At 60.6% G+C, this 25155-nt stretch carries 22 protein-coding genes and 3 pseudogenes; 12 read left to right on the forward strand and 13 right to left on the reverse strand.

The features are described from left to right. Window positions 1-268: 268 nt before the first annotated feature. The 6 genes from IQ26_RS26020 to IQ26_RS26045 all read right to left on the reverse strand — a co-directional run bounded on the left by IQ26_RS26020 (window position 269) and on the right by IQ26_RS26045 (window position 8144). Complete coding sequence (locus IQ26_RS26020) at window positions 269-865, reverse strand: Pycsar system effector family protein (protein WP_240547235.1); 597 nt, start codon at window positions 863-865, stop codon at window positions 269-271. Between the two features lie 14 nt (window positions 866-879). After that, window positions 880-3975: an efflux RND transporter permease subunit gene (locus tag IQ26_RS26025; RefSeq protein WP_276316442.1), complete on the reverse strand. Its 3096-nt coding sequence runs from the start codon at window positions 3973-3975 to the stop codon at window positions 880-882. Next, entirely contained in the window at window positions 3975-5057 is a 1083-nt protein-coding gene (locus tag IQ26_RS26030) for an efflux RND transporter periplasmic adaptor subunit (protein ID WP_145721249.1), read from the reverse strand. Before IQ26_RS26030 ends, IQ26_RS26025 begins: the two co-directional genes overlap by 1 nt. 227 nt (window positions 5058-5284) lie before the next feature. Beyond that, window positions 5285-6112: a 3-hydroxybutyrate dehydrogenase gene (locus IQ26_RS26035; protein WP_145721250.1), complete on the reverse strand. Its 828-nt coding sequence runs from the start codon at window positions 6110-6112 to the stop codon at window positions 5285-5287. Continuing rightward, on the reverse strand, window positions 6096-6881 hold the full coding sequence (locus tag IQ26_RS26040; RefSeq protein ID WP_145721251.1) for an acetoacetate decarboxylase: 786 nt from the start codon (window positions 6879-6881) through the stop codon (window positions 6096-6098). The genes IQ26_RS26035 and IQ26_RS26040 overlap by 17 nt, the downstream gene beginning before the upstream one ends. 90 nt (window positions 6882-6971) lie before the next feature. Next, window positions 6972-8144, reverse strand: a complete 1173-nt coding sequence (locus IQ26_RS26045; protein WP_145721252.1) for a patatin-like phospholipase family protein — start codon at window positions 8142-8144, stop codon at window positions 6972-6974. Between the two features lie 150 nt (window positions 8145-8294). On the opposite strand from IQ26_RS26045, the gene IQ26_RS26050 reads away from it, so the two are divergent. Both IQ26_RS26050 and IQ26_RS26055 read left to right on the forward strand, forming a co-directional pair. Then, window positions 8295-8888 carry a TetR/AcrR family transcriptional regulator gene (locus IQ26_RS26050; RefSeq protein WP_145721253.1) on the forward strand — a complete coding sequence of 198 codons (594 nt, stop codon included), beginning with the start codon at window positions 8295-8297 and terminating at the stop codon, window positions 8886-8888. Window positions 8889-8943: 55 nt separating this feature from the next. Beyond that, entirely contained in the window at window positions 8944-10044 is a 1101-nt protein-coding gene (locus IQ26_RS26055; protein ID WP_145721254.1) for an alpha/beta hydrolase, read from the forward strand. 289 nt (window positions 10045-10333) lie between these two features. Here the strand turns inward: IQ26_RS26055 and IQ26_RS26060 are convergent, their stop codons facing one another. The 4 genes and pseudogenes from IQ26_RS26060 to IQ26_RS26080 form a co-directional block, all read right to left on the reverse strand. After that, entirely contained in the window at window positions 10334-11353 is a 1020-nt protein-coding gene (locus IQ26_RS26060) for an alcohol dehydrogenase catalytic domain-containing protein (RefSeq protein WP_145721255.1), read from the reverse strand. A gap of 699 nt (window positions 11354-12052) precedes the next feature. After that, window positions 12053-12754: a TetR/AcrR family transcriptional regulator gene (locus IQ26_RS26070; RefSeq protein WP_145721256.1), complete on the reverse strand. Its 702-nt coding sequence runs from the start codon at window positions 12752-12754 to the stop codon at window positions 12053-12055. Window positions 12755-13151: 397 nt separating this feature from the next. Continuing rightward, window positions 13152-13523: pseudogene (locus tag IQ26_RS26075) on the reverse strand (alpha/beta fold hydrolase); the annotation flags it as partial. Window positions 13524-13669: 146 nt separating this feature from the next. Further along, entirely contained in the window at window positions 13670-14683 is a 1014-nt protein-coding gene (locus IQ26_RS26080; protein ID WP_322791135.1) for an AraC family transcriptional regulator, read from the reverse strand. 69 nt (window positions 14684-14752) lie between these two features. Between IQ26_RS26080 and IQ26_RS26085 the strand changes: the two genes are divergently transcribed. The 3 genes from IQ26_RS26085 (at window position 14753) to IQ26_RS26095 (ending at window position 18460) form a co-directional block, all read left to right on the forward strand. Further along, window positions 14753-15577 (forward strand): alpha/beta fold hydrolase, encoded by an 825-nt coding sequence (locus tag IQ26_RS26085; protein WP_145721258.1) that lies wholly within the window; start codon window positions 14753-14755, stop codon window positions 15575-15577. A gap of 143 nt (window positions 15578-15720) precedes the next feature. Next, complete coding sequence (locus tag IQ26_RS26090) at window positions 15721-16686, forward strand: MBL fold metallo-hydrolase (protein WP_145721259.1); 966 nt, start codon at window positions 15721-15723, stop codon at window positions 16684-16686. Window positions 16687-17173: 487 nt separating this feature from the next. Further along, window positions 17174-18460, forward strand: coding sequence for a flavin-containing monooxygenase (locus tag IQ26_RS26095; protein WP_145721260.1), 1287 nt, complete (start codon window positions 17174-17176; stop codon window positions 18458-18460). A 59-nt stretch (window positions 18461-18519) separates the two neighbouring features. Here IQ26_RS26095 and IQ26_RS26100 read toward each other — a convergent pair. The 3 genes and pseudogenes from IQ26_RS26100 to IQ26_RS26110 all read right to left on the reverse strand — a co-directional run. Further along, window positions 18520-19056 (reverse strand): annotated as a pseudogene (locus tag IQ26_RS26100) (SOS response-associated peptidase); the annotation flags it as partial. Window positions 19057-19065: 9 nt separating this feature from the next. Beyond that, on the reverse strand, window positions 19066-19437 hold the full coding sequence (locus tag IQ26_RS26105) for a hypothetical protein (protein WP_145721262.1): 372 nt from the start codon (window positions 19435-19437) through the stop codon (window positions 19066-19068). A 3-nt stretch (window positions 19438-19440) separates the two neighbouring features. Continuing rightward, a complete protein-coding gene (locus tag IQ26_RS26110; protein WP_145721263.1) occupies window positions 19441-20025 on the reverse strand; it encodes a hypothetical protein in 585 nt (194 codons plus the stop codon). A gap of 117 nt (window positions 20026-20142) precedes the next feature. Here IQ26_RS26110 and IQ26_RS26115 point away from each other — a divergent pair, with 117 nt between their 5' ends. The 7 genes and pseudogenes from IQ26_RS26115 (at window position 20143) to IQ26_RS26140 (ending at window position 25143) form a co-directional block, all read left to right on the forward strand. After that, the gene (locus IQ26_RS26115; RefSeq protein WP_145721264.1) at window positions 20143-20352 is read left to right on the forward strand and encodes a hypothetical protein; all 210 of its coding nucleotides are present in this window, start codon (window positions 20143-20145) and stop codon (window positions 20350-20352) included. Window positions 20353-20354: 2 nt separating this feature from the next. Continuing rightward, window positions 20355-20816, forward strand: a complete 462-nt coding sequence (locus tag IQ26_RS26120) for a hypothetical protein (RefSeq protein WP_145721265.1) — start codon at window positions 20355-20357, stop codon at window positions 20814-20816. A 461-nt stretch (window positions 20817-21277) separates the two neighbouring features. Further along, complete coding sequence (locus IQ26_RS26125) at window positions 21278-22897, forward strand: hypothetical protein (RefSeq protein ID WP_240547236.1); 1620 nt, start codon at window positions 21278-21280, stop codon at window positions 22895-22897. Between the two features lie 349 nt (window positions 22898-23246). Continuing rightward, on the forward strand, window positions 23247-23357 hold the full coding sequence (locus tag IQ26_RS41585; RefSeq protein WP_407660255.1) for a DUF1330 domain-containing protein: 111 nt from the start codon (window positions 23247-23249) through the stop codon (window positions 23355-23357). Between the two features lie 32 nt (window positions 23358-23389). Next, window positions 23390-23560, forward strand: a pseudogene (locus tag IQ26_RS41590) (DUF1330 domain-containing protein); the annotation flags it as partial. 117 nt (window positions 23561-23677) lie between these two features. Further along, window positions 23678-24151 carry a nucleoside deaminase gene (locus IQ26_RS26135; RefSeq protein ID WP_145721266.1) on the forward strand — a complete coding sequence of 158 codons (474 nt, stop codon included), beginning with the start codon at window positions 23678-23680 and terminating at the stop codon, window positions 24149-24151. A gap of 284 nt (window positions 24152-24435) precedes the next feature. After that, entirely contained in the window at window positions 24436-25143 is a 708-nt protein-coding gene (locus IQ26_RS26140) for a DUF924 family protein (protein ID WP_145721267.1), read from the forward strand. Window positions 25144-25155: the final 12 nt, after the last annotated feature.

The following is a 25155-nucleotide window of genomic DNA, read 5'->3' on the forward strand; positions in this document are numbered from 1 at the left end:
TCGGCGACATCTGCGACCTCTTCGACCCCACTCAGTGCCGAAACTTCTTCAAAGCTGCTGGATATGAGGCCGATTAATCGCGACACGCTTTAGCGCAGTGCGGGGGCACTTTGCGCCAACTCACGACCGTGACGAGCCGGTCAGCAAAGGCCGTGCTAGGGCTCAACCTGGGCATTAGTGCCTCGCAGCGAATATCGCATGTTGGCCAAGGTCGCTTTGCTGTGGTCGCATTTGTGTCTGTATTCCTCAGGCTGGGATGATGCGCGTCTCAATGGATGACGGCGACGCTGCGAAAAAGCTGCTCGCCTCCCAGAACGATGAAGGACACGACAGTCATCATAAGGCCGCGTTGAAAGCGCGCCTGCTTAATGGTCCTGACGCGAGAGGTCTTCAGCAATTCGGCGGCCAGGATCGAGGTCCAATCTGACTTTAGGGCCTGATGGACCAAGTCACGTACATTGGCGAAGGAGTCCGGCCCGACATAATACACCGGTGGGACCTTTGAACCATGAGACGTCTTGCCATTGAATTCCCTCTCCGCGCGTATCCGGCTCGGATAGAGCACATGGCCGAACTGAAGGATCGGCATGATGACGATCCCCCAGACTACCGCATAGAACAGCGGCCCGATCGGCGCATGCGTGGGCAAGAGATCGCCGAATCGCAACACCAGATTGAGGGCGAGAATGTAACCCACGCCAACGATCTGCGCCTTGTTGTCGTAGGAGCGCGCTACCGTTTGTGTCTCCTGAAGCGCGGAGAGCAACATCTTGTCAGCGTAGTCGCGTGTGGTCTCACTTGGTCCGGCGTACATAACGGCGTCCGATCGCAGAAAGTGGTCTACAAGAGACGGGGTTTCCGGCATTGCGATGCCCTTTCTCAATGCTGGGGGGCGAGAATGGGCATTGCCGGGACGTCAGGCGATGCTACAGATTCATGCTTTTCGCGGATGCCGTTAACGGCAACGTAGAGGGCCGGGAGGAAGACGAGCGTGAGCACAGTCGCGACGGCGAGCCCGCCGACGATCGCGTAGGCCATCGGCCCCCAGAACACGTCGTGCATGATGGGGATCATGCCAAGGATGGCTGCGGCCGCCGTCAGCATGATCGGCCGGAAACGGTGCTGGGTAGCATCGATCACGGCTGTCCACGGATCGATGCCGCGTGCCCGCTCATGCTCGATTTGATCGACGAGGATCACGGAGTTGCGGATGATCATTCCTGCAAGTGCGATGATCCCGAGGATGGCGATGAAGCCCATCGGCGTGCTCGTGGTCAGCAGGGCGATCGCGACCCCGATGAGACCCAGCGGCGCCACGCTGATCACCATCGCCATCCGGCGAAAGCTGCCTAGCTGCACGATGAGTACGGTAAGCATCAGCGTAATCATCAGCGGAAACTGGGCCAGCAGAGCGGCGTTGCTCTGGCCGCTCTTCTCGACCGTGCCGCCGGTCTCAATCAGCGTGCCCGCGGGCAACGACTTGGTGTACTCTTCGATCGCCCCTGCGAGTCGTTCGTGAACAGAGGCGGGCTGCAACCCTGGCAGCGGTTCCGCCTGGACTGTGATGGTGGGCAGGCGGTCGCGACGCCAGACATAGCCCTCGTCGAGATCATACTGGAATTCGGCAAGCTCGCGCAGGGGCACCGAGGCGCCTGTCGCGGTGGGTATCTGAAGATTGCGTAAGGCCTCGACGCTAAAGCGTTCGCTGTTCTCGGCTCGCGCCACGACGTCAACCAGATAGATCGAATCGCGAAGCTGTGTGACTGTCGAGCCGCTGATCACACGGTTGAGTGCTTGGGAGAGCTGTTCCGAACTCAAGCCGGCCTGTCTCACGCGATCCTGATCGACGACGATGCGCAGTTCCTTGCTTTTCTCGGCCCAATCGTAGTTGACGTTGCGGACGAGGCCGGACGACCGCAGCACCTTTGCGAGCTCCTCCGCGTGATCCCTTGCCTCGTCGGCGGTAGGCGCGCTCACCCGGTATTGCACCGGCCAGCCGACGGGAGGCCCGAGCTCCAGGCGCGAGATGCGGGCCTTCACGTCCGGGAAACTGTCGGCGAATAGCGTTTCGAGCTTCGCCAGAACGCGGTCCCGGGCCTCGAGGTCCTTCGCGACGACAACAGTTTCCGCCATAAAGTCGTTGTCGAGCTGAACGTCGAGCGGCAGGTAGAAGCGGATGGCGCCGCCGCCCACATAGGAAGAGAAGCCGGCGATGTCGGGGTCGCTCGCAAGCGTCTCTTCCAGCCGCTTCGTCTCGGTTTCGGTCGCCGCGATCGAGGCATTCTTCGGCAGCGTCATCGTTACCACCAGCTCGGGCCGGTTCGACGCCGGGAAGAACTGCTGCTGCACGAAGCCCATGCCGAAAAGGGAGGCACCGAAGGCAGCAAGCGAGGCGGCGATAGTGAGCCAGCGGTGCCGCATGCTGAAGCCGAGCAAGCCAATGAAAGCGCGCATGAAGCGGCCAGGCCCATGAGCGCCATGCGCCTTCATGTGGGATGGCAGCAAGGAAAGCCCGATTACCGGCGCGAAGATCACCGCCACGAACCAGGAGGCCACCAGCGCAACAGCAATGACGGCAAACAGCGAAAACGTATACTGTCCGGTGTTGTTGTCGGCGAATCCGATTGGCAGGAAGCCGAGGATCGTGATCAGAGTTCCCGATAACATGGGGAAGGCGGTGGAAGTATAGGCGAAGGTAGCCGCCTTGATTTTTTCCATGCCTTCCTCGATCTTCGAGATCATCATTTCGATGGTTATCATGGCATCGTCTACCAAAAGGCCGAGCGCGATGATGAGCGCGCCGAGCGAGATGCGCTGCAGGCTAATGCCCATCGCTTCCATGGCGACAAAGACGATGGCGAGCACCAGCGGGATCGACAGGGCAACCACAAGCCCGGCCCTGAAGCCGAGGCTGAGGAAGCTGACAGCGAGCACAATGACGATCGCCTCGAACAGCGCCTTGGTGAATTCGCCGATGGCCTCACGCACGACCTCGGGCTGGTCCGAAACCAGGTTGAGTTCAATGCCGACGGGAAAGCGTTGCATCAGGCGCTCGGCCGCCTCGTGCAGGCCTTCGCCAAAGTCGAGGTTGTTGCCGCCCTCGCGCATGTTCACGCCGATGCCGATGGCGGGCTTGCCGTTGACGCGGAACATCTTCGTGGGCGGGTCGCTATAGCCGCGCTGAATCGTGGCGATGTCGGTAAGTTTGTAGAAGCGTCCATCGATCCAGAGGTTGAGGCCGGCAACGCTCTCGGGCTTCAAGAGGGAGCCGGTAACGTCAACAAGCATGTTCTCGTGCGGCGTGTTGATGACGCCGGAGGGCCCAACCGCGTTCTGCCGCGCGATCGCAGTCAGCACTTCGTCGAGGCTGAGCTTAAGATTGGCGAGCTTCTGGGGTGAGAAGCTGAGATAGACCTTCTCGTCCTGGTCGCCAAAAATCTCGACCTTGCCGACATCGGACGAACGCAGGAACTCGGTCCGCGCCGTCTCGGCAAAGTCGCGCGCCTCGCGCGGCGTGAAGCCGTCGTAGGTGATTCCGTAGATGATGCCGAAAACGTCGCCAAACTCGTCGTTGAAGAAGGGGCCGACCACGCCACGGGGAAGCGTGGCCTGGACGTCACTGACCTTCTTGCGAACCTGGTACCAGATGTCGTCGAGTTCGCGCTTGGGCGTCGACTCCTTGAGGTAAACGAAAATGGTCGCCTGGCCGGGTTTGGTGTAGCTCTTGATGTAATCGAGCTGGGGAGTCTCCTCGAGCTTCTTTTCGAGCCTGTCGGTCACCTGTGTGAGCATATCGGCCGCAGTGGCTCCGGGCCAAACCGCCTGGACCACCATGGTTTGCACGGTGAAATCCGGATCCTCCTGACGGCCGAGCCTCTCGTAAGCGCTGATGCCCCCGATGACGCAGACAAGCATGAGGAATACGACGATGGCCCGGTTGTGGACCGCCCATTCCGAAAGATTAAAGCGTGTCATCACTCGACCTCCGTCTCAGGATTGACCAACTCGCCGTCTGCCAGCGAATTGACGCCGGCGGTCACGACCTTCTCTCCTGCCGACAGCCCGTGGCTGACCACGACGGAGTCTGTATCGAATTGAAGCAGCTGGACGTTCCGGCGCTGAACCTTGCCGTCACCGCCAATCACCCAGACCTGCGGCTCGTCTCCGGACTGCAGCAGTGCGGTCGGAGGTAGCGTGGTGACCTCCTGGCCTCCTGCGCTTTCGACGCGGCCTACGACGACTGCGCCCAGCCGCATCTCTGGCGGCGGCGAAGCCAGCGCCACCTTCACCTGATAGGTGCCGGTCGTGCTGTCGGCCTCGGGCGAAATCGCGCGGATCGTGCCGGTGACTACGATGTCCGGCCGGCCCTGGATCGAAACGTTCACCGCCATGCCGAGCTCTGCCCCGGCGATGTCTTCGCCGGCGACAGCAAAGACCGCCTCGCGCGCGTCATTGCGGGAGATCTCGACGACCATTTGGCCCGCGGCCACAACCTGACCAGGGTCCGCGCCAGTCGCCGTCACGATGCCGTCGTCGGGCGCCAGCAGCTGCGTGTAGCCAAGCTGGTTTTGGGCGATACGGAGATTGGCTTCGTCCGCCTTGACGGCAGCTTGTGCGCTCTGCAGCGACTTCAGCGCCTCGTCGTACTGGGAGTGTGTGGTAAAGCCTTTGCCGAGCAGAATGCGAAAGCGTTCTTCCTGGGCCACGACTTGGACGAGCGTGGCCTTGGCCGCGGTGAGGTCGGCCTCTGCGGCGGTCACCTTGTTGCGGTAATCGACGGCGCTGATCTCCGCGAGCTTCTGACCCTTCTTGACGATGGCGCCTATGTCGACCTCGCGCGAGATGATCCGGCCGCCGACCTCGAAGCCGACCTCGCTGACATAACGCGACTGGATGCGACCGGCGCCCTGCGCCACCGTGGCTAGCTTGTGAGGCGTCACCACCATGACACGCGCCTGCCGCGGTGCTGCTGCTGCCGTCTTCTCCTCTTCGGAACAGCCGGCAAGACAAAGCCCGGTGAGACAGACACAAAGGAATTTGCCGTACGATAGGCGCATGAAAGCCTCCGCTCGAAAGGACGAGGTTGCAGGGAACTGATGATTGAAGAGGAACTCCGGCCTAGCGGCCGAGGCTCGATCTCATTTTGCACTTATACGTCAAACCGACCATATCGTCAATATGAGAGTAGTGCAATCGTGCAATGCAAAAAGGGGATGACCAGTAGCTAAGATTGATCCTGCAGAAGGAGGGAGATCGCGCGCGATAAGACGCGTCTCCGAACCCGCTACTGCATGAACCATCCATGGCTGACCACCATCGACTGGCCAGTCAGCGCGTTCGATGGGAAGGCTGCCAGGAACAGCGCTGCTTCCGCCACGTCCTGGACGGTCGTGAATTCGCCGTCGACCGTCTCCTTCAACATCGCGGTCTTGATCACGTCCGCCTCGGAGATCCCAAGCGCGCGCGCCTGCTCCGGGATCTGTTTGTCGACCAGCGGCGTGCGCACGAAACCGGGGCAGATCACGTTGGCGCGCACCCCATGCGCGGCACCCTCCTTCGCCACGACCTTGGCCAGGCCGATCAGGCCATGCTTGGCGGTGACGTAAGGAGCCTTGAGCGGCGACGCCTCCTTGGAATGGACGGATCCCATGTAGATGATGCTGCCACTGTTTTGCCTGTACATCTGCCGCAAGGCGGCGCGGGTCGTCAGGAAGGCGCCGTCCAAATGGATGGAAAGCAGCTTCTTCCATTTGTCAAAATCGAAGTCGACAAGCGGCGCCACGATCTGGACGCCGGCGTTGCTGACCAGGATGTCGAGGCCCCCGAAGGTGTCGATCGCCTGCGCCATTCCGCTTTCCACCTGCTCCTCCTTGCTGACATCCATGCCAACCCCGAGCGCGCGTTTGCCCATCGGATCGATGTCGGACGCGGCTTTTTGCGCCGCGCTCTGATCAAGATCTGCGATGACCACCTTTGCTCCCTCGCGGGCGAAGCTGAGCGCAATCTCCTTGCCGATGCCGCTCGCGGCTCCGGTGATCACTGCCACCTTGTCGAGAAGCCGGCCGCCGCCGCTAGCGTGCTTGTAAGATGAAGTTTCATTCTGCGAATGCATGGGTTCTTCCTTTCCGATAGTGAGGCTCGGCTTCTGCGAGATAGTCGTGGACGACCTTCCCGAGCGCGAGCGTCAGGTCGGCGACGATGTGTACGGCCGAGACAATTTCCAGGACCGGCAACTCGGCGACTGGGGCCAACGCGTGTGACCAGAGGTTCAGGGCTGCCGGTCCGGTCCAGGCGCCCCTCAGGTCGATGTCCTCCAGGTAATACTCGACGAGTTCACAGATGCGCGGCGTGCCGTCGACATGCGGGATGATTTTGAGGAGGAAGTTCGGTTCGGCGAGCGAGGCCTTCACGCTCGCGAGGTCGGCGGCTCGGTGCTTATAGCCCATCGTGCCGGTCGCAACGCGGACGGGGCCGTAGTCCAGCGTGCCAACAAGGGTATCCGTCTCCGTTCGGAGCGTCGGACTTGCGAGCTTCTTCGGAAAGCCCCACAGCTCGCGCCCGCCGGCAATCGGCGGATGGTCGTTGAGAAACATGCAGTGGGTGTAGCTGCCCTTGCGTCCGCGAAACGAGACTGGGATGACCTGTCCACTTTCCGTGTAGTCGCCGAAGCCGGTCGAGTCCGGCATGCGAATGAACTCGAATTTCACGAGCGGCTCGCGTACCTGAAGTGGCTCCGGCACCAGGTCGCGGAGCTTCTGCGGATCGGTGCGATATGTGATGATCAGATACTCCCGGTTTCGGAAGCGATACGGCCCGGCCGGATAGGCCGGGCTGGTCAGGGGCATGGCGAAAGCCCTCGCCCGGACGGTGTCTTGCTGCATGTCTGAAATTCCTTTGGGCTGGATCAAGCGGCTCGCTTGCGTTCGGGGGGATCCGCGACGGGGGACGTCAATCGCTTACGTGACTGATCTCTATTCCCGCCCGTCGACAGCTGGGTCATAGGTGCTAACCCCGTCCTGATTGTCCGGCCGACGGCGCGCCTCTGGATGGCGCAAAGTGCGCAAAGCGTCGAAGTAACCAGCCCGCCAATGCTCTTTCATGGACAGCCGCGAGAATTCGTAGTCCTTCGAGTGGGTTTCATACTGCTTCGAGCGGTAGATCAGATGGACCAGCTTGTAGACCTTGTGGTCTGCAATTGAGCTCAGCGTTCTCGCCTCCTCGCTACCCAAAAGGTCCGCGGGCAGTTTTGCCAGAAGGTTCGCGAGCGTGTGTCGGGCGCGCTGGTACTGCTTGAACTGATCGGTATGGGCGCGCGTTCGGCTCGAATACTGGATTTCCTTTTGCCGTGCCGTGACGTCGGCCAGATTTCGGGGAAGCTCGCCGCGCTCGCTCCAGAGGTCGACCTGGAAGGCAATCGTGTCCTGCCGCGTCCCGTGCTCGACGACCCACTGCAACGGCGTGTTGGAAACGAGGCCGCCGTCCCAGTAGAACTCGCCCTCGATCTCGACCGCGGGGAAACCGGGCGGAAGCGAGCCGCTGGCCATCACATGCTCGGGCCGGATCGTATGCGTCTCATTGTCGAAGTAGACGAGATTTCCTGTCCGCACGTTCACCGCGCCGACACTGAAACGCATCCCGCCCGCGTTGATCCGGTCGAAGTCCACAAGCCGCTCCAGAGTGCTCTTGAGGCGGTTGGTGTCGTAGAAGCTCGTGCTTTCAATTGAGCCATTCGGGTACAACCAGGGAACGGGCTGTCGCAGGCTGAAGAAGCCTGGGGCCCCGGCGACGAGCGCGCAGGCTGCACTGAATTGATTGAAGAGCGCACGCGGCAGATTGCCCTTCGGAGCGAGAGCGTCTGCGGCGGCAGTCCAGTCGAAAAGTGGATTGGCGGTGATCTCCCGCCAGAAGGTCCGCAGTTTCTCAACCCGTTCGGCCGGCTCGTTTCCAGCGATGATCGCCGAGTTGATGGCTCCAATGGAGACGCCGGCAACCCAATCCGGATGAATGTCGGCTTCCGCAAGGGCTTCGTAGACGCCGGCCTGGTAGGCTCCGAGCGCACCGCCGCCTTGCAACACCAACGCAATGCATTCGAAAGGGAGACGCCGTTCCGCAGTTCGGAAATCTTTCTGGGGCTGAAAGTTCATCGAATGCTTTCCTTCTCACTGAGGGTGACCTCGCGGCCCTTCGCTGTTCGCGTGGGTCGGCCAAATTTCAATTTGCACAAATAGGTCAAAACGACTATATCGTCAATATGACAATCGCAGAATGGTGCAATGCAAAGAGGCCATGACCTGATGACAAAAATCGATTTGGCGCGCAGGGCGGAGATCGGGCGCGAGAAGCGGGCGCGGACGCGGGCGCAGATCGTGGAAGCAGGCGCAGTGCTCCTTGGGGGGCGTACTCACGAGGCGGTCACAGTTGATGCTCTCGTGGCGGCAGCAGGCGTTGCCAAGGGGACATTTTACTACCATTTCAAGAGCATCGGAGAGCTGGCCGCTGCAGTGGGTGCCGGACTCAGTCAGAGTTCTGATGAGTTGCTGACGCCTGCCAGGCTCCATCGGCGGGATCCGGTCGAGCGCCTCTCTTTCGCGTTCGTGAAATTCCTGGAGAGAGCGAGTGCGGACACAGACTGGGCCCGCCTCGTCATTCAGAGTTCGCAATCACCCATTGAGTTCGGCTTGGGGGTCCGCGCGAATCTCAAGGCGGACATCGGGGAGGCGATTGCCCAGGGCCGGCCTAAGGTGCGCGACGTAGAGTTGGCAGCCGACATCGTAATTGGAATATGGCTTGAGGTGACGCGCGGGATTATCGCGCGAGGTTCCCGGCCCGAAACGACCAGCCAAGCGCTTGACGCGACGCTTCGAGCTCTCGGTCTCAGTCAGCGCTGACTGGGTCCGTCCCAGCACAAAGTACATATCGTGCATTAGTTGGGTTGAGGCACCGATGGAATTTCGATTACTTTCCTGCCTGCTCGTGGCGATTGCGCTGAATGGCTGCGCACTCCGTCCTGCAGCGAGTGTGCTGACCCCTGTTGTGACCGATGCAAGCGATATAGAGCGCGTCGAACTCTTTGCAGCTACCTCGAGGAATCTGACGGGCGAAACGAACGAATTCGGAAACGCTTCGGATCGTAGTATCGCCCTAAACTACCAAAGCTATAAAATGTCGATCCCGCCCCGTCACAAAGTAGGCGCAATCGAATGGCCGACGGGGGTCACCGATCCGGAACGTCACTTCGCAGTCTTGGCGCGGAATGATCTGACGGAGGACGAATTCGCGAAACGTGTCGCCGCCGCAAGCCGCGATGGCGAAGTGGCAATTTTCATCCATGGCTATAACACACTCTACCAAGAGGCGATTTTTCGCTTCACCCAGCTTGTTCATGACACCGGTTTCGCGGGCGCTGCGATAGTATTCTCCTGGCCTTCAGAAGGCAAAATCCTTGGGTATGGTCGCGATCGCGAAAGCTCGATGTTCTCGCGGGACCACCTTGAGCGTTTGATCCCGAGTGTTGCTCAGATCCCGTCTGTCAAGAAGATCCATCTCGTTGCTCATTCAATGGGAGGCTGGTTGACGGCCGAGGTCTTACGGCAAGCCAAATTCAAAAACGACCTCGAGTTTAACGGCAAACTTGGTGAGGTTGTGCTCGCTTCACCCGATATCGATATCGACGTGTTTCGCACGCAGATCATAGCGATTGGAAAGAGGTCTCCTCCCATCACTGTTCTGATCTCCCGCGACGATAAGGCGCTTGCGATCTCAAAGCTAATAGCCGGCAATGTCGATCGGGTCGGTGCCTTCGTAGTCGATGATCCTCGTATCATTCCAATCCTCGAACAGGCAGGGCTGCGCGTATTCGACATGAGCTTGCTTCAGAGTGGCGACCCGTTGCAGCACACGAAATTCGCCGCATCCTCGGAGCTGCTTCAAAGCTTCAGTAAAGACCTGCACTCTGGGATGGCGCGCGAGAAATCGAGGCGCGGGGGCGCCGGGCTATTGATTGTTGATAGCACCGGCATGCCGCACGGTCCTAGGGAGCGCTAGCTTCTAGGGGCTGGGTATGCGGCGGAAGTCAGGAAGAACGATAGAGCGCTGGCGTCGGGTACTCGGCTGGCTGTTGCCGCCAGCGCCTCATAAGGGCGACCGAGGCAAAGCACATTCGGCGAGAGGCTGCGCTTCGATGGCTTCGATATCGGTGATAGTTTGGACCGGCATGGGACGGCTCTCTTCTGCGCGACTATGCATTTCAGCAGGCCGCGCGTTTTGATGCACCGCACACCTTGTGAAAGCGGGAGATGCGCCCCGTCGGGCCGGACCCGTTTCGACTGTGGTGTCAGGGCAGCAGAAGCGCGCGCCCCGGCTGTCTTTTCCTGACGTGGTCGAAAGCCTCGCTTACTCCGGAGAACTGCTTGAACAGCCCGATCGGGAGGTTGACATGGTTGTGTTCGACGAACTGGCGCAACTCAGCCAGTGCTGCCTTGTCCGGCTTGAAGAGAACCCATGTGAAATTGTTGGCGCCCTTCGGCAGCGCGCGTCGGTGATGTTTCTTTTGCAGAATTGTCTTCAGCGTACCGCGCAGCCAGCCGAGGCGGTCGAAATTCCCTAACATTGGGTGCACGGTAGTTGCGTGACCGAGCGCACCGTCGCGCAGACATCCGAGCAATGCGAGATCATCTTCCCAGGTAGCGAAGTTGAGAGTTACATCAAAAGTGCGCCCCAGGGAGCTGAACAGCTTGTCCGTTCGCTCGACCACTTCGGTGGCACCCGCCTCAAGACACGCCTTGCTGTTTGACATCCGAGCAATCGCCGTAACTCTCGCGCCCCATGCGGAGAGCATCTGCGTGGCCAACGTCCCCAGTCCGCCGGCCGCACCATGGACCAGAATACTCTTTCCGGGCGCGTTGTCCCGGATAAGGCCCGCTCCGCGTACCGCAAGCCACATTGTAGTGAAGCTATATGGGATTGTAGCCAGCGGGTGAAGGTCAAGGCCTTCCGGAACAGCCAGCACGTGGTTTGCCTTGACCAGCACGTGGCTGGTGTGGGTTCCTTCTGAGGAAGCGGGCTTCACTCCGTAAACCCGGTCGCCGGCCTTGAAGGTCGATACGCCGGATCCCACGCCGGTTACGATGCCCGCAAAATCGTTGCCAAGGATCAGGGGAAACTTGCCTGCTCCGATCAGCGATAGTAGCCTCCGGCCGTAGCCTTCGGACCGGCGCACATCGATCGGGTTGACCGAAGCGGCGGCCACAGCCACCTCGATTTCATCTGCCGCCGGCGTTCGCCTAGTAAATTGCCGAACCATGAACCCGCTGGGGCCAGGCCCGAGGCACAGAGCTGCAGTGCCTGACGTCATGTCCTAGACCCCCTGTTTGCTGAGGTTGGCGCCGCGCACTCCAACACCCCCGTTTTGAATGCATACCGTCCAAGGGCGCGCTGCAACGCAGCTGCGAGCCCCCCGCGGCACCGGATGCGGAGCACACGCGTCCTTAGAGCTACAGATACCATCACTAGCCTTCCTCCTGTCCGGCAAAGGTCTCGCCGATGCCGATAATTGAGCTATAAGGTCAAAACGACTAAATAGTCAATATGAATCACGCGGCGACGTGAATTCAATGACTGCGCGCGTCCAAGCGCAGCGTTTCGAGAGAACGAGAAGCCGAATGGCAACTAATCTCGTTCGCTTCGAGTACAGGGCGAGCGCAATGAGGCATTTGCGCTGGGGACACGCATCCAGCTCGCGATCAAGGAGACAGTGCGACGGCGCGACAACACTTTCGCTGTCGGGCTCAGCCTGCCGAGACAATCTCCGAATTGTCTACCTTCGCCAACACTGTTCCGGGAGATGTACACTTGACCGTCACGCCGAGCGGCTACGCGCTGCGTGTCACCCCGAACCTACTGCGCTTACTTTTGCTTCAGCTGCTGCCCGAGCGCCCGTTTTGGAACGCAAGGGCGCCGGCCGCACTCTGCCGACCGGATTATTGCGAGGATCTGGAGCCCGCGACTAAGCACTCGATCTCAGCGAGCAGATAACGGAATCGCCAGTCCAAGGTCAGGCCCCACTGCGCGCCGCACCTTGGCGCTGAGGCTTTCGCGGCCGCGCCCCGTCAGCCATGGCGCCGTCGGCAGATGTTGACAAGCGCCCAAGGACTGACTTCGCCTCACGGGCATTGAGGCCGATCGAGCGCAGGATGGCGCTGATGGCCGCATCACGATCGAGCGATGGCAGCCTGCGCTCGCCGAGCGCGCGCATGAGCTGGAGCATGATTCCAACGACGATCTCAAGGTTTAGCTCCGCGGATGCCCCGCTGCCCGGCAAGCTCTGCGAGAACTTTTGCAGGTCTTCAAAAATCCGGCCGCGGAGAAGCTCGCCACCTTTCGGGGATGCAGCCGCCATTCTCGCAACAAGGCTTGCCCACCGAGGATCATTGAGGGCCTTGTCGATGAATGAGCTGCACCCGAATGCAATCCTAAGGGCAGGATCAGCGAGCGAGAGGCGGTCGGCCTGCAGCATTTCGTCGAAAGACAGGACCAGTTCCTCCGCGACAGCGGCCGTTAGAGCGTCTAAGCCATCGAAATGAACGTAGAACGTACCCTTGGCGACACCGGCCTCTCTGACTACGTCGTCGACTGTTACCGATTCCACGGCCTGCTTGGCGAACAACGAGTTGGCCGCGGCAACGAGTTCTGCACGAGTTCGCGCGCGCTTTTCGCGCCCAATTTCAGCTCGACGTGCGGGATTAATGTTCGCCATCAGTGACCCGATCTCCAGTTACGAATTGTACAGTACGTCATATTGACCGTACCGTCCAGACGCGGCTGCTAGCCCTATCGTTCGTTTGCTCGTAAGCCCCTCTACGCCGCTACCTTAGTACGAATCTGACCATCAACGATCTGTCCGGGAGGCTCGCGTTTGAGCAATTTGCGTGCCTCGCTGCTGTCAACTGGGGCGGTCGCGTTTTTCGCGTACCGACCGGCCACGACCAGCAGTCGCCGCCGCTACACGATCCGCGGTGCCGTTTTCGCGGCCAAGGCTGGCAGGCGCCCTCCCCCGCCGGCGCATCCGGTCACCGTCACGACCTCCATTGCAGCTACCCCTAAACCATCAACCAGTCGGCCACCCCTGCCTCGGAACAAGCCTGGAACTTGCCAAGCGAGGCGATCGAAGCCTTTTCTTCGTCGGTGGCACCCTCCGGCAGAGGGCCGCCACCCAGGGCAGGCAAGACCTCGTTCGGAATCGCCGCTGGCAGGTTGGTGTGGATGCCGAGCAATCCATCCGGCGCAAGCCGGCCCATTGCTTGTGTAATGCCGGCGCCCCAGTCGCCGCCTTGGGCGACGTAGTGCTCATATCCGAGCCGATCCATGAGGACGACCCAAGCACTGGCGATGCGCTCTAGCCCCCATCCCGCCTCCGTCGGCTGACCCGAGAACCCGAACCCCGGCAGCGAGGGGATCACGACATCGAAGGCGTCCCCCGCCTTGCCACCATAGGCGGTGGGATCGGTGAGGGGGCCGACGAGGCGCGAAGCCGACCCAGCAAAATATCACGGCATCCCTGGCGGTGACGTCGCCAGCCGTGCACGAGGGCGTGATATTCGCCCTGAATCGTGACGTGACAAGATACCAAAGACCCCCGAGCCCTGACCTGAGGGCCATCCGTCGCGAACGCTCAGCCTGCTCGAGCAGATGCTGTTCGCGCTTCTCCGGGCCGCATCCCATAGCGGTGATGGAATGCCTTGCTGAAGGCGCTTTCCGACTGAAAGCCCACTTCAGCGGCTATCCCAGCAAGTGGCCGGTTTGATGCCCGCAGCTTTCTCCTGGCTAGTTCCAAGCGCATTTCCGATAAGAAGGCCAGGGGAGGAACCTGCGCGGTCTTTCGGAAGATGCGCACCAGGCTGGCGCGGGACGCGTTTGCCAGCGTCGCAAGCTCGTCGAGGCTCCACTGGCGTTCGGGCTCTTCGAGCATGGCTGCCACCACTCGGCCAGCCTGCGGATGTCCTAGCAAGGACAACAGGCCATCCGAGGCGCGCTCGGATTCCAGATGCGCGCGCACGACCATGATCAGCAGGCCGCTAGCCATGTCAGCGGCAATTGCTGACGCTCCGGCTCGAGCAGCTCCCAGCTCCTCCGACAGGAAAGCGATGATCTGGCGGATGTTTGCGGCATCTCGGCCTACCGTGCCTTTGATGACGATCACCTCCGGCAAGGCAGAAAGCACCAGATTTTCGCCAGCGTGATCGAACCTCAGTCGCCCACAGATTAACCCGGCTCCGGGTTCAATGTCCGTGTTTGACTTTACGAGGATCGTCCCGTTTGAACGACCCTGAATGCCGAATGGCCCCCGGTCGTCGGGAGCTGTACTCGGTCCATGCATAACATGTGCGCTTCCCCGTGGCAGGACTGCGATGTCTCCGGCTTCGAGAGCGACCGAGCGAGGCAAGTCGGGGAGATGAAGAACGCAGTTTCCGTCCGTGACGATGTGAAATGGCGCCCATGCGTCTGGCTCAGGCGCATGAGGCGAGGCCCACTGTGAGCCGAAGCGGCAAACGTATTGAAGCTCGGGGCGGACTCTGAGCAACGGCGCCAGTCCGCTGAGCGGATCGAGGCGGATATTCTGGTCGGCAATCCGGCTTGGATTCATCTGGTTGATCCGCTGGGACACAAGGCTGAGCCTGCAAAGCATTTGCCCATCAGCCAGCCTGCCATAACCTCCTCCTCGTCGAATTCATGCACCATTTGAGGAGAGAACGAAATGCCTACGGTCACCACAAAAGACGGCGTCGAGATTTTCTACAAGGACTGGGGTTCCGGTCAGCCGATTGTCTTCAGCCATGGCTGGCCACTTTCGGCCGACGACTGGGACGCGCAGATGATGTTCTTCGTCAACCAGGGCTTCCGCGTCATCGCTCATGATCGGCGTGGCCACGGCCGCTCCAGCCAGGTCGGCGATGGCCACGACATGGATCACTATGCCGATGACCTCGCCGCAATGACGGCGAAGCTCGACCTCAAGGACGCCATCCACGTCGGACATTCCACCGGCGGCGGCGAAGTCGTCCACTACATCGCTCGCCATGGCGAAAGCCGGGTAGCGAAGGCGGCGATCCTGAGCGCCGTCCCGCCTCTCATGGTCAAAACCCAAGCCAACCCCGGTGGTTTGCCGAAAGACGTATTCGACGGCTTCCAGGTGGCGCTCGCGGCAGGCCGGAGCCAGTTTTACCGCGACGTGGCTGCCGGGCCTTTCTACGGCTACAACCGGCCTGGGGCGACGCCATCCGACGCGGTGATCTGGAACTGGTGGCGGCAAGGCATGATGGGCGGCGCCAAGGCCCACTATGACGGCATCATCGCCTTCTCGCAGACCGACTTCACCGAAGACCTGAAGAAGATATCGGTGCCGGTGCTCGTGATGCACGGCGACGACGATCAGATCGTCCCCTACGCCGATTCCGCACCGCTGTCGGTGAAGCTGCTGAAGAACGGGACGCTGAAGACGTACAAAGGTTTCCCGCACGGTATGCCGACGACCCATGCGGAAACAATCAACGCCGATCTTTTGGCGTTCTTCCGGACCTGAACACTCTCCGATAGCGGGCTGGTCATCTCTGGCCCGCTGTCGTCTCGGCCTCGATCGGCCAAGACTAGCGTCGGCACCGCCCGAGATTCGAAGCCATCGAAACAACGCCCCCTGCATGAGTTGGGCCAATGGGAGATATTGTCATGACCTATCCACGCACACATCTATCACGCCGCGGCTTCTGCATGTGCTGCCTCGCGTCAGCCACGTTCGCGGCAACTGGCGGCTGGCTGACACCGCGCGAGGTGTTCGCCCAGGCTCGCAGCATCGTCGACCTGATCCGCTCGGAAGCGGCAAAGGCAAGGATCAACGTGCACCAGCTACGCGGCAATGTCAGCGTCCTAGAAGGCTCCGGCGGCAACGTCGCCGTTCTGACCGGCGGTGATGGTACCCTGCTGGTCGACGCGGGCATCACGGCTTCACAACCCCGGATCATCGAAGCCCTCAGAAGCATCGGCGCCGGGCCGATCCGCCAGTTGATCAACACGCATTGGCATTTCGATCATACGGACGGCAATGAGTGGGTGCATGCCGCCGGTGCGGCGATCCTCGCCCATGAGAATACGCGCAAGCACCTCGCTTCGGCGCAACGTGTCGAGGACTGGAACTTCGATTTCCCGGCAGCTCCCTCTGACGCTCTCCCAAGCGAAATGCTGGCCACCGACCGCACACTCCGCCACAATGGCGCGACGCTCGAACTGCGTGTCTACCAGCCCGCACACACCGACGGCGACATCTCGGTCTATTTCAGCGAGGCCGACATTCTGCACACGGGCGACACCTGGTGGAACGGCATCTACCCCTTCATTGACTATTCGACCGGCGGCAGCATCAACGGAATGATCAACGCGGCTGAAGCGAACCTGGGTATGACGACCGACAAGACGATCATCGTTCCTGGTCACGGTCGGATTGGTAACCGCGCACAGCTCACCGAGTTCCACGACATGCTAGTCGCCATTCGAGACAACGTCGCCGAACTCAAGGCCCAGGGGAAATCACTGGCAGAAACGCAGGCGGCGAAGCCTACAGCGGCGTTCGACGCGAAGTGGGGGCAGTTCGTGATCGGCCCGGACTTCTTCACCCACCTCGTCTACGCGGGGATCTGATCAGGCTACGGAGAATCGCTGCCAACGGTAGAGCGCATGGCCAGAGGCGTTCGCCCCGCTGCTTCCTCTGTCAGGCCCGTTGGTGCTCCAGGAATCGCTTGGAGGCTTACGGCGAAAGGGCGGATTGACGGATGGTTTCGCTCTGGCGAACGAAGGCCGCTTTCGGAGAAGTGCGCGAGGGTACTGAATGGCTTGGATGGGGGCGCATTGCTGTCCGGCAGCTAGGGGGTTGAAAGAAGACCGGTAGCTTGGAGGTTTGGATTGTCAAAGGCGCCCGTGCCTTTCTTGGGCCCCGCATCAGATGTAGGGCCGCCAGAATCCGCCTGACATGCAGTACGGCCATAGGCATAACGGCCGCGCTGCTATGTCATAGTCGCGACCGACTATCTTAGCCTCGGGATCGGCGATCGCTTTGTCGCGCCAAAGCCCTATCGCGACATCGTCGTGCCGTGTACTCATTTGATCAGGAATCCGCGGAGAGCCTCCGTTGACGAACAAGGTCGACGTCCTTGATGCCGTCGTAGTCGGTGCCGGTTGGGCAGGGCTTGGCGTCAGCCACGCACTGAAACAACGAGGCCTCAGTCATCAGGTATTGGAACGAGGCCGCGTCGGCGAGACGTGGCGCACCCAGCGGTGGGACGCCTTCCGGATGAACACGCCAAACGTGCAAACCGTCATGCCCGGAGACAGCTATGACGGCACGGATCCCGACGGTGTTTTGACCCGCGATGCCTTTGTTGCTCTTTTGGAGGACTTCGCTGAGCGGAATAGGCTTCCAGTCGAGCGAGACTGCCCGGTGACCGAACTTACTGCCGGACCGGAAAACGGAGTGTACCAACTGACCACCTCGCGCGGCATGCTTGCTGCGCGGAATGTGGTAGTCGCTAGTGGCAACCTGAATATTCCACGGCGTCCGCCCTGGGCGGCGGCATTGCCGCCCGGTCTTCAGCAGATAGACGCTTCCGGCTACCGCAGCGCAGCCGATCTAAAAAAAGGGGCGGTGTTGGTTGTGGGGAGCGGCCAATCGGGCTGTCAGATAGCTGAAGACCTGGCGGAGGCAGGGCGAACCGTTTTTCTTTCAACAAGCCGGACCGGCCGCCTCCCGAGGCGTTATCGCGGACGAGACATCATGATCTGGCTGGTCCAGAGTGGGTTTCTCGATGTGCGGCGGGAGCAGATCATTCAAATGGCGGGCCGCATTCCGGCCAGGGGTGTGCTTGGCTCGACGTGTACCATAAGTCTTCAGTCCCTCAGCGCTCAAGGCATCGTTCTGCTTGGTCGGATGACGGGAGTCGAAAAAGGGCTCCAACTCGCTTTCGCCGACGATGTTGAGGACCATCTCCGCTTCGCGGACGACGCGTCCGCTAACGTTAAGCGACAAATCGACGAGTTTATCGCCCGCGCCGAGCTAGATGCTCCTGCGGCTGAGCCCGATCCTGCGGAGATCGTCGCTCCAAGCCTGCCGAACCCACCGATACGCACGCTTGATCCCGCCGCAAGCGGCATTACGACGGTGATTTGGTGCGCCGGCTTTCGAGGAGACTTCGGTTGGATGCGGCTTCCTGGAGTGCTCGACGCTGAGGGACAACCGTTGCAGGAGGACGGCGTCACGGTCCTACCCGGCATATATTTCGCCGGAGTGGACTTTGGCTCGACTCGCAAATCAGGAATAATATTGGCGATCGCCGAAGAGGCTCCACGCCTCGCTGAACATATCATCGGACGTTCAACAGGTGCAGGTCGTGCGATGCCTGCCGTCAGATCATTGCCTTAACCTTGCCGTACCAGCTGCCAGGCAGACGCGGCGTACATCTAATCACGATCCATGCGTGATATCGCCTTCTCGTGGATAGGCGCGATAAGGGCGTTCGGCTTCGTGGTCATGAAGCCATAGACCTCATGATCGCCAGGGCCTTCCTTGACCTTGCGCACCCCATGCCAGCGTGTCCACAGGCCGGCGAAGAAGAATAGCGGCCGGTCCTCGCCGAGCGCGAACCAATAGTTCCGCTGAATGCCGCCCGTTTCGGGGTCTTTGTCGCCGGCCGTTGGGCTGGGCTCGGCGAAACTCGTCACGGGGACAACACAGCGATGCTCGACGCCGACGTACTGCTGCCAGTGGCCATATTGAGGGTTGCGGATGTTCGTGGTGCCGGAGTCCGCATTACCCCTGACCCGCTCCAGCGGAGTCGGCATGCCCCACCGCAGACTAGCCAGTTCGCGCGCACCGTCGGGCGCATTGCGCACCACCGGGGCGAATTGGTTGGGATAGATGTCGATCGAGGGCTCCAGGTTGCCGACGACATCCCGCAAAGCGCGAGTCCACTGGCGGATGGCTTCCTGGCTGGTGGTGATGTTGTAGAGATTGCACATGCCGTTGCCTCAGTTGCGCAGGATCTCGGGGACGCTCAGCGGCCCGAGATCGAGAATTCTCTTGTACACGCCCGTCCGGCGCCAGACTCCACATGCGTTGCCATTTTCCCGATCGCGCTTGGGATCGAACATCACGCCTCCGAAGTGGTCAAGGAACACTTGTGCGGACGCCTCATCGGCGAAGCAGTAGAGCCGCCAGCTTTCATAGCTGTGGTCTGGCCATATCGCCTGTACTTGCCTTCTCATTGGGCTCAACCCACGCTCTTTGCAAAATTCGCGGATCAACGCGAAGCTGTGTCCGGTGCATAGGTCATCAGGCAGCGCGACCTGGTGCGGCCATTCGCGATCGATCCTGGCAGGCGACGGGCCACGGCTGCGCATCGATCAGCGCGAGGTTGGTTTCTCGGTCGCCTTCTCAAGCGCGTCGATGGCATCGAGCACAGCTTTCCGCTTCGGCTCGATTGGCTCGTCAGGGTAGAAGCCGGAGTGAGCAAACCTCGTATAAGCGACAGTCACATCCGATACGAGATCCCGAGCATTTTCGAGTTCTTCAGCAACCCGGTACGCCAAAATTAAAAGTTTGTTGCTTGCGTGGCCGTGGCCATCTTTGGCTTCGACGATGGCACGAAGCTTTGCCAAAGCCGTGTCCCGATCCGCAAGCTGCGCCTCGGGGTCGATCAGCAACTCTAATTCAACCGCTACGGGCTTTTTGTCAGCTGGCCAGTCCGCGCAACACGCTCCAAGGGCCGCTTGGTGAGCATCACCCCAGACGGAGTTGGCTTCGAACACGGCGTCCGACGGTGTGCGGTCTTCAGGAAAGCCATCGATATCCCAGCCCTCAAGTTCAAATGCAGCGCCAGCGGCTTGCTCGGCCGTTAACCCAGCGCGATCAAGCACAGCCTTCGCAGCATCAACGCCACGCTTCATTTCCTCCGCTGATGCTCCCCTGAGTTTCAAAAGCAGGTCCATGACTGCCTCCTGCGGCTATCTCGCCTCTAGTGAACAAAATGAGAACAAATTTGTCAAGACCGTCTTGACTGGCGAGGAATATGTTCCTTATTCAGATGCATCTGAGCAGGAAGGGCTATGGGAAAGCGCCGCAACGCGCCGGCCGGCGAAGCTATGTCTGAATTGGAACTGGTTGCCCAGCAGGCCATAGCTGCGGCAGGTGGCGATGCCGTGATTGCCCTGCTGAACGTGCTCGTTCGGAATGCCGAACTCGAGCGCGAGCTTGCCTTGTCGCGGGCAGCAGTCTCGAATGGCTTTTCTCGTGGCTGGCACAAGGCGCGACCCTAGCCATGGCAAACACGGCGGAAGACAATTTCCGGATCGAGGTTTGGGACCGAGAGGAGAAGGCGCTTGTCGAGACGATTTGTCGGTCGCCGGACTCATTTATCAGCCAAGCGGCATGGCAAACCGCCATCCGGCGTCGACCGGGCATGCTCCTGATCCACTACAACAGCCGGCATGTAATGGAGAAGATCACCACGCCCGGCGAGCCGACAGTGCCGCCGCAGACCATAGTGGAGGGCAGCATACATGCCGGGTTGGACGTATCCCTAGGCGATCTCCGCGAATGGCACACGTTACGCGCCTGGTGCAGAAATTGCTCGCACCATGCTGAGGTAAAGGCGCCGGCCCTCATCAGACGGTACGGCAAGGACGCGCTGTTCAGCACGGTCGAGAGGGCGCTGCTCTGTACGAGTTGCGACAGGGGCGGGCCGGTTCGGCTGGAGATTCACAAGCTGCCGAGGAATTGAAAGGATGGGAAAGATGCAGGACCTCATCGATTTCCTACAAACCAACTCGGCCCTGGTGCTGCTAATCCAGTCGCCTTTGCTTCGTTTATCATTGCCTATTTAATTAGCTCGTCCTAAAAAGGATCATTGGGGGATAGCTAAATGCCTACCCTAACCGCCGCTGGACTTTGGACTCCGGTACCTACCTCGCTGCCGCATCCAGTCGGCTTAGGCATGTCGGCGATGCTCGGGCCAAAATTTACCGACGGAATACGATTACCGTCAGGTTTGGCGCAGGTATCGTTGGGCGGGGGAACCTGTGCCCTCGGGCTCGTTACCGAGATCGTATTCTACATATTTGCCTGGCGAAACCCGAACCGCGTGCGCGAGAATTTGCCGACCGGACAGTCCGGATTACCGGCACCGTAAGCCGATGGCGCAGTAGTGCCTATCGGCCCGGGCCATTGCTCAGGAGGATCGTTATGCGACATTCTTTCGTAGCCATAAGCGGAACCTGTCTGGTCGCCCTTACTGCCGCCAACCTCGGGTCGGGGATTCCCGCCGCAGCCGACGATGTCCATGCCACCGGCGACCGGCTAGGGACTGTCAACTTCTCCATCAGTTGCGATGCCGCCGCGCAAGAGGGCTTCACCCGCAGCATGGCGCTCTATCATTCCTTTGCCTGGTCCCAGGCGATGGAGGCATTCAAGGCCGTTTCCGATGCCGACCCGAACTGTGGCATGGCTCACTGGGGTCGTGCCATGGTAATGCTCGATAATCCCTTCCTCTGGCCAGGAAGTCTGACGCCGGAGAAGCTCGGCGATATAGCCGTTGCCCTGGAGGATGCTCGCGAAGCCGGCTTGCACGATGCTCGCGAGGAAGCTTACGTCGCCGCGCTGGAGGCATTCGTGCGCGATCGCGACACGCTCGACCACCGGGCGCGGGTCCGCTTGTTTGAAGATGCAATGGGCGAAGTTGCCGCCGCTAACCCCGAAGACACAGAGGCTTCAATCCTCCACGCACTGATCACATCGGCCAACTTCGACCCGACCGACCAGACCTATTCCAATCAGATGCGCGCGGCTAAGATCCTTGAGCCGCTTTTCGCCAAGCACCCCGACCACCCCGGTGTGGCTCACTACCTGATCCACACCTACGATTATCCGCCGCTTGCTGAACAAGGCCTGAAGGCCGCAAGCAGCTACGCGAAAATCGCGCCAGACGCTACGCATGCCCTGCATATGCCGTCGCACATCTTCACCCGCGTCGGTCAGTGGCAGGCTTCAATCGACTCGAACCGTGAGTCGGCGAAAGTGGACGGCGGCAAAAGTCTCAACACCCACCATGCCTACGACTACAAGGTCTACGCGCACCTGCAACTTGCTCAGGATGGCGCGGCTAAGGAGGCGATGAATGAAGCCTTCGCCGCCAACCAGGTCGATCATTTCGCCACAGCATTTGCCTACGCTGCGATGCCAGCCCGTGTCTCGCTTGAGCGGGGTGACTGGGCGGGTGCGAAGGACCTGGACCTCAAGCCCGCCGCCGGAGACTACCCGTGGGAGAAATACCCGCATGCCGAGGCGATCAACGCCTTCGCGCGGGGCGTCGGTGCGGCCCGCTCTGGCGACGCCGAGGCGGCGAGGGAGCAGCAGGCGCGGCTGGAGAAGCTGCGAGACGCGACCGGCCCCGACTACTGGGTTGAGCAGGTCAATATTCAGGCCGACATCGTCGGTGCCCTCGCGCTATGCGCCGAGGACCCCGCCCAGGGTTGCATCGATGCCTTGAGCAAGGCCGCCGCGCGCGAGGATGCTACCCAGAAGCATGTGGTGACGCCGGGGCCGATCTTGCCTGCGCGCGAAATCTTGGCCGATATCCTGCTCGAGCAGGACCGCGCCGAAAAGGCGCTCATCGAGTACGAGGCCGTCCTTGGCAAAGAGCCGAACCGCTATCGCGCGCTGGCCGGGGCAATCGAGGCCGCCGTGAAGGCAAACAACATGGAGAAAGCCCGCTCGCACGCGAAGCATCTCATGGAGCAGGCTGCGGCAACTGACTCGGAGCGTTCCTCACTGGAGCTCGCCCGGCGCATCGTCTCCGCCCAATAGACTGAGCCGACGGGCGGTACGAACTCGGCGCTAAACACTGCGGGCATGATCGCTTTGCACTGGCATGACAATTGTGCGGCTTGCGGCTGCGAGGCAATATCGGCAGCGCGATGATGGGGAAGGTTACGAGCCGTTCGGATGTCGCGGAAGGCCGAGGAAGGGCGCGGTTCCCAGCCTTTCGGCTTTGAGCGGTTGCCGGGCCCGCATAGCGACAATGAGGTCAAACATGCGGCCACAAAACTTGCAGCCTAAGTGACGTGGTTCTCCGCTCCAATCACGCAGTGCCAAACAGCCCGATCGGTTCTCTGCCAGTTATTCCATGGTTGATCCAACGAGGAGACACGCAAAGATGACCAAAGGCTATTGGGTCGCGTTTGCCGACGTATCCGACCCCGAAGGCTATAAGGCTTACGTTGCCGAAAATGCGAAGGCGTTCGCAAACACGGTGCGCGTTTCCTAACGCGCGGTGGGCAGAGGGAAAGCGCAGAGGGTAGTCCCAGATCCCGTGTCGTCGTCATCGAGTTTCCGACTTATGACGCAGCGATTGAGTGCTATCGCTCGCCCGAATATGCGCAAGCAAAGGTCCTGCGCGAGGGCCAGGCGATTTTCGATTTGGCAATTGTCACCGGGTACGACGGGCCTCAGCCTGGAGAGACAGACTGACTGCCAACCGCACCTAAACGATAGAAGCGTCCTCGATCCGCGATTTCAACTCCTCAGCCGGCGGTGCCGGATCGAGCCAAGTACAACCATCCCGCTCTAACTCTCTTGGGGGTTCTCATGGAAAATCACGAGCCGTTTCTGCGCGAGGCGATTGCGCTCTCGAAATCCGCGATGGCAAACGGCGACGAACCGTTTGGCTCGGTATTGGTAAGGGAGGACAAAGTCATCCTGCGCGCCGAAAACAGCGTCTTCACCGGCCACGATATGACGAACCACGCCGAGATGAACTTGGTTAAGCTGGCGGCACAGCACTATGACCCTGCATTTCTCGCCGACTGCACGCTCTACACCAGCACTGAGCCGTGCGCGATGTGCTCCGGGGCGATTTACTGGTCGGGTATCGGGCGTATGGTGTTTGCGTGCTCCGAAACGCGGCTTGGCGAGATCGCTGGGATCGGGTTGAATGTGCCGAGCCGAGCGGTGCTGCAAACCGGCGCGCGCGTTGTCATTGTGGTTGGGCCGACCAACCTCGAAGATGAAGCCGCCGAAGTACATCAGGAATTTTGGCCGAAGCATCTGGGCAAGGCTTAGGGCGTCGCTTGAGGAACGTGTGACTAAGCGTCACTTGCGGATATTGCACGTCCCAACCGCCGTCGAGCTTTACTGTCGCAACTCGCGCGCGTGCCAGTGGAGCAGATTCTCCGACATCACAGCCTCCGTCGCCTTCGGTGGTAGCGAGTGTGTGACCGACAGTGAAATGGCGTCGATCCTCGCGATCCCAGAGGCGCACCGGGGCCGTCTGTGTGGCGGCTGTCGTGGTGCAGATCTTTGCTGTAAAGTATCCTGGTACGTGTGGGGGATCTGGGAGTGCAAAAATGCAGTCGCTGGATTGGGCGTCCGCTGAACCGGACACAGTACTAAACTTCTGGTTTCCGACTGACGGACATGAAACCGACTTTGACACGCATAGCGCTTTCTGGAAGTGGCGGATGCGTGGCGGGGCCGACGTTGCGATCCGCGAGCGCTACTCGAACCTGACGGAAGCTGCCGCAAAGGGTCAACTCGACCATTGGGTCGAAACGCCGCGTGGCCGGCTCGCTCTCGTCATTGCGCTTGATCAGTTTTCCCGTTCGGTCTGGCGCGGGACGCCGGCGGCTTTCGCACAGGACATCAAAGCTACGAGGCTGGTTCTCGATGGGCTTAAGAACGGACATTACGACGCCCTGCCTCATGTCTGGGAAAAGGCGTTTTGCCTGATCGCCAATGCGCATTGCGAAGGACCGGATCACCTTGAGCGCATGGAGCGCAGCTTGTCGTTGGCAAAGGCGTTGGTTGAAACGGCACCCGAGCACCTTCGTGTGAGTTACCGCGTTGTAGAAGACCAAAACCGGCTGGCTCGCGACGTCGTCGCCAAGTTTGGGCGGCACCCCCACCGAAATGCTGTTCTGGGACGCGTCTCAACTCTCGCGGAAGAGGCCTACATCGCCGCCGGGGAGTTTCCGCACGAGCGTAAAATTCCGCCGACCAAGGAAGGAATTGAACAAATGCTCGCGAAGAGAGCGCCGGGCCAATTCCGTCGTTAATCCCCTCTATAA

It is taken from the genome of Mesorhizobium tianshanense (assembly GCF_007830515.1).
In the GTDB taxonomy this organism is placed as follows: domain Bacteria; phylum Pseudomonadota; class Alphaproteobacteria; order Rhizobiales; family Rhizobiaceae; genus Mesorhizobium; species Mesorhizobium tianshanense.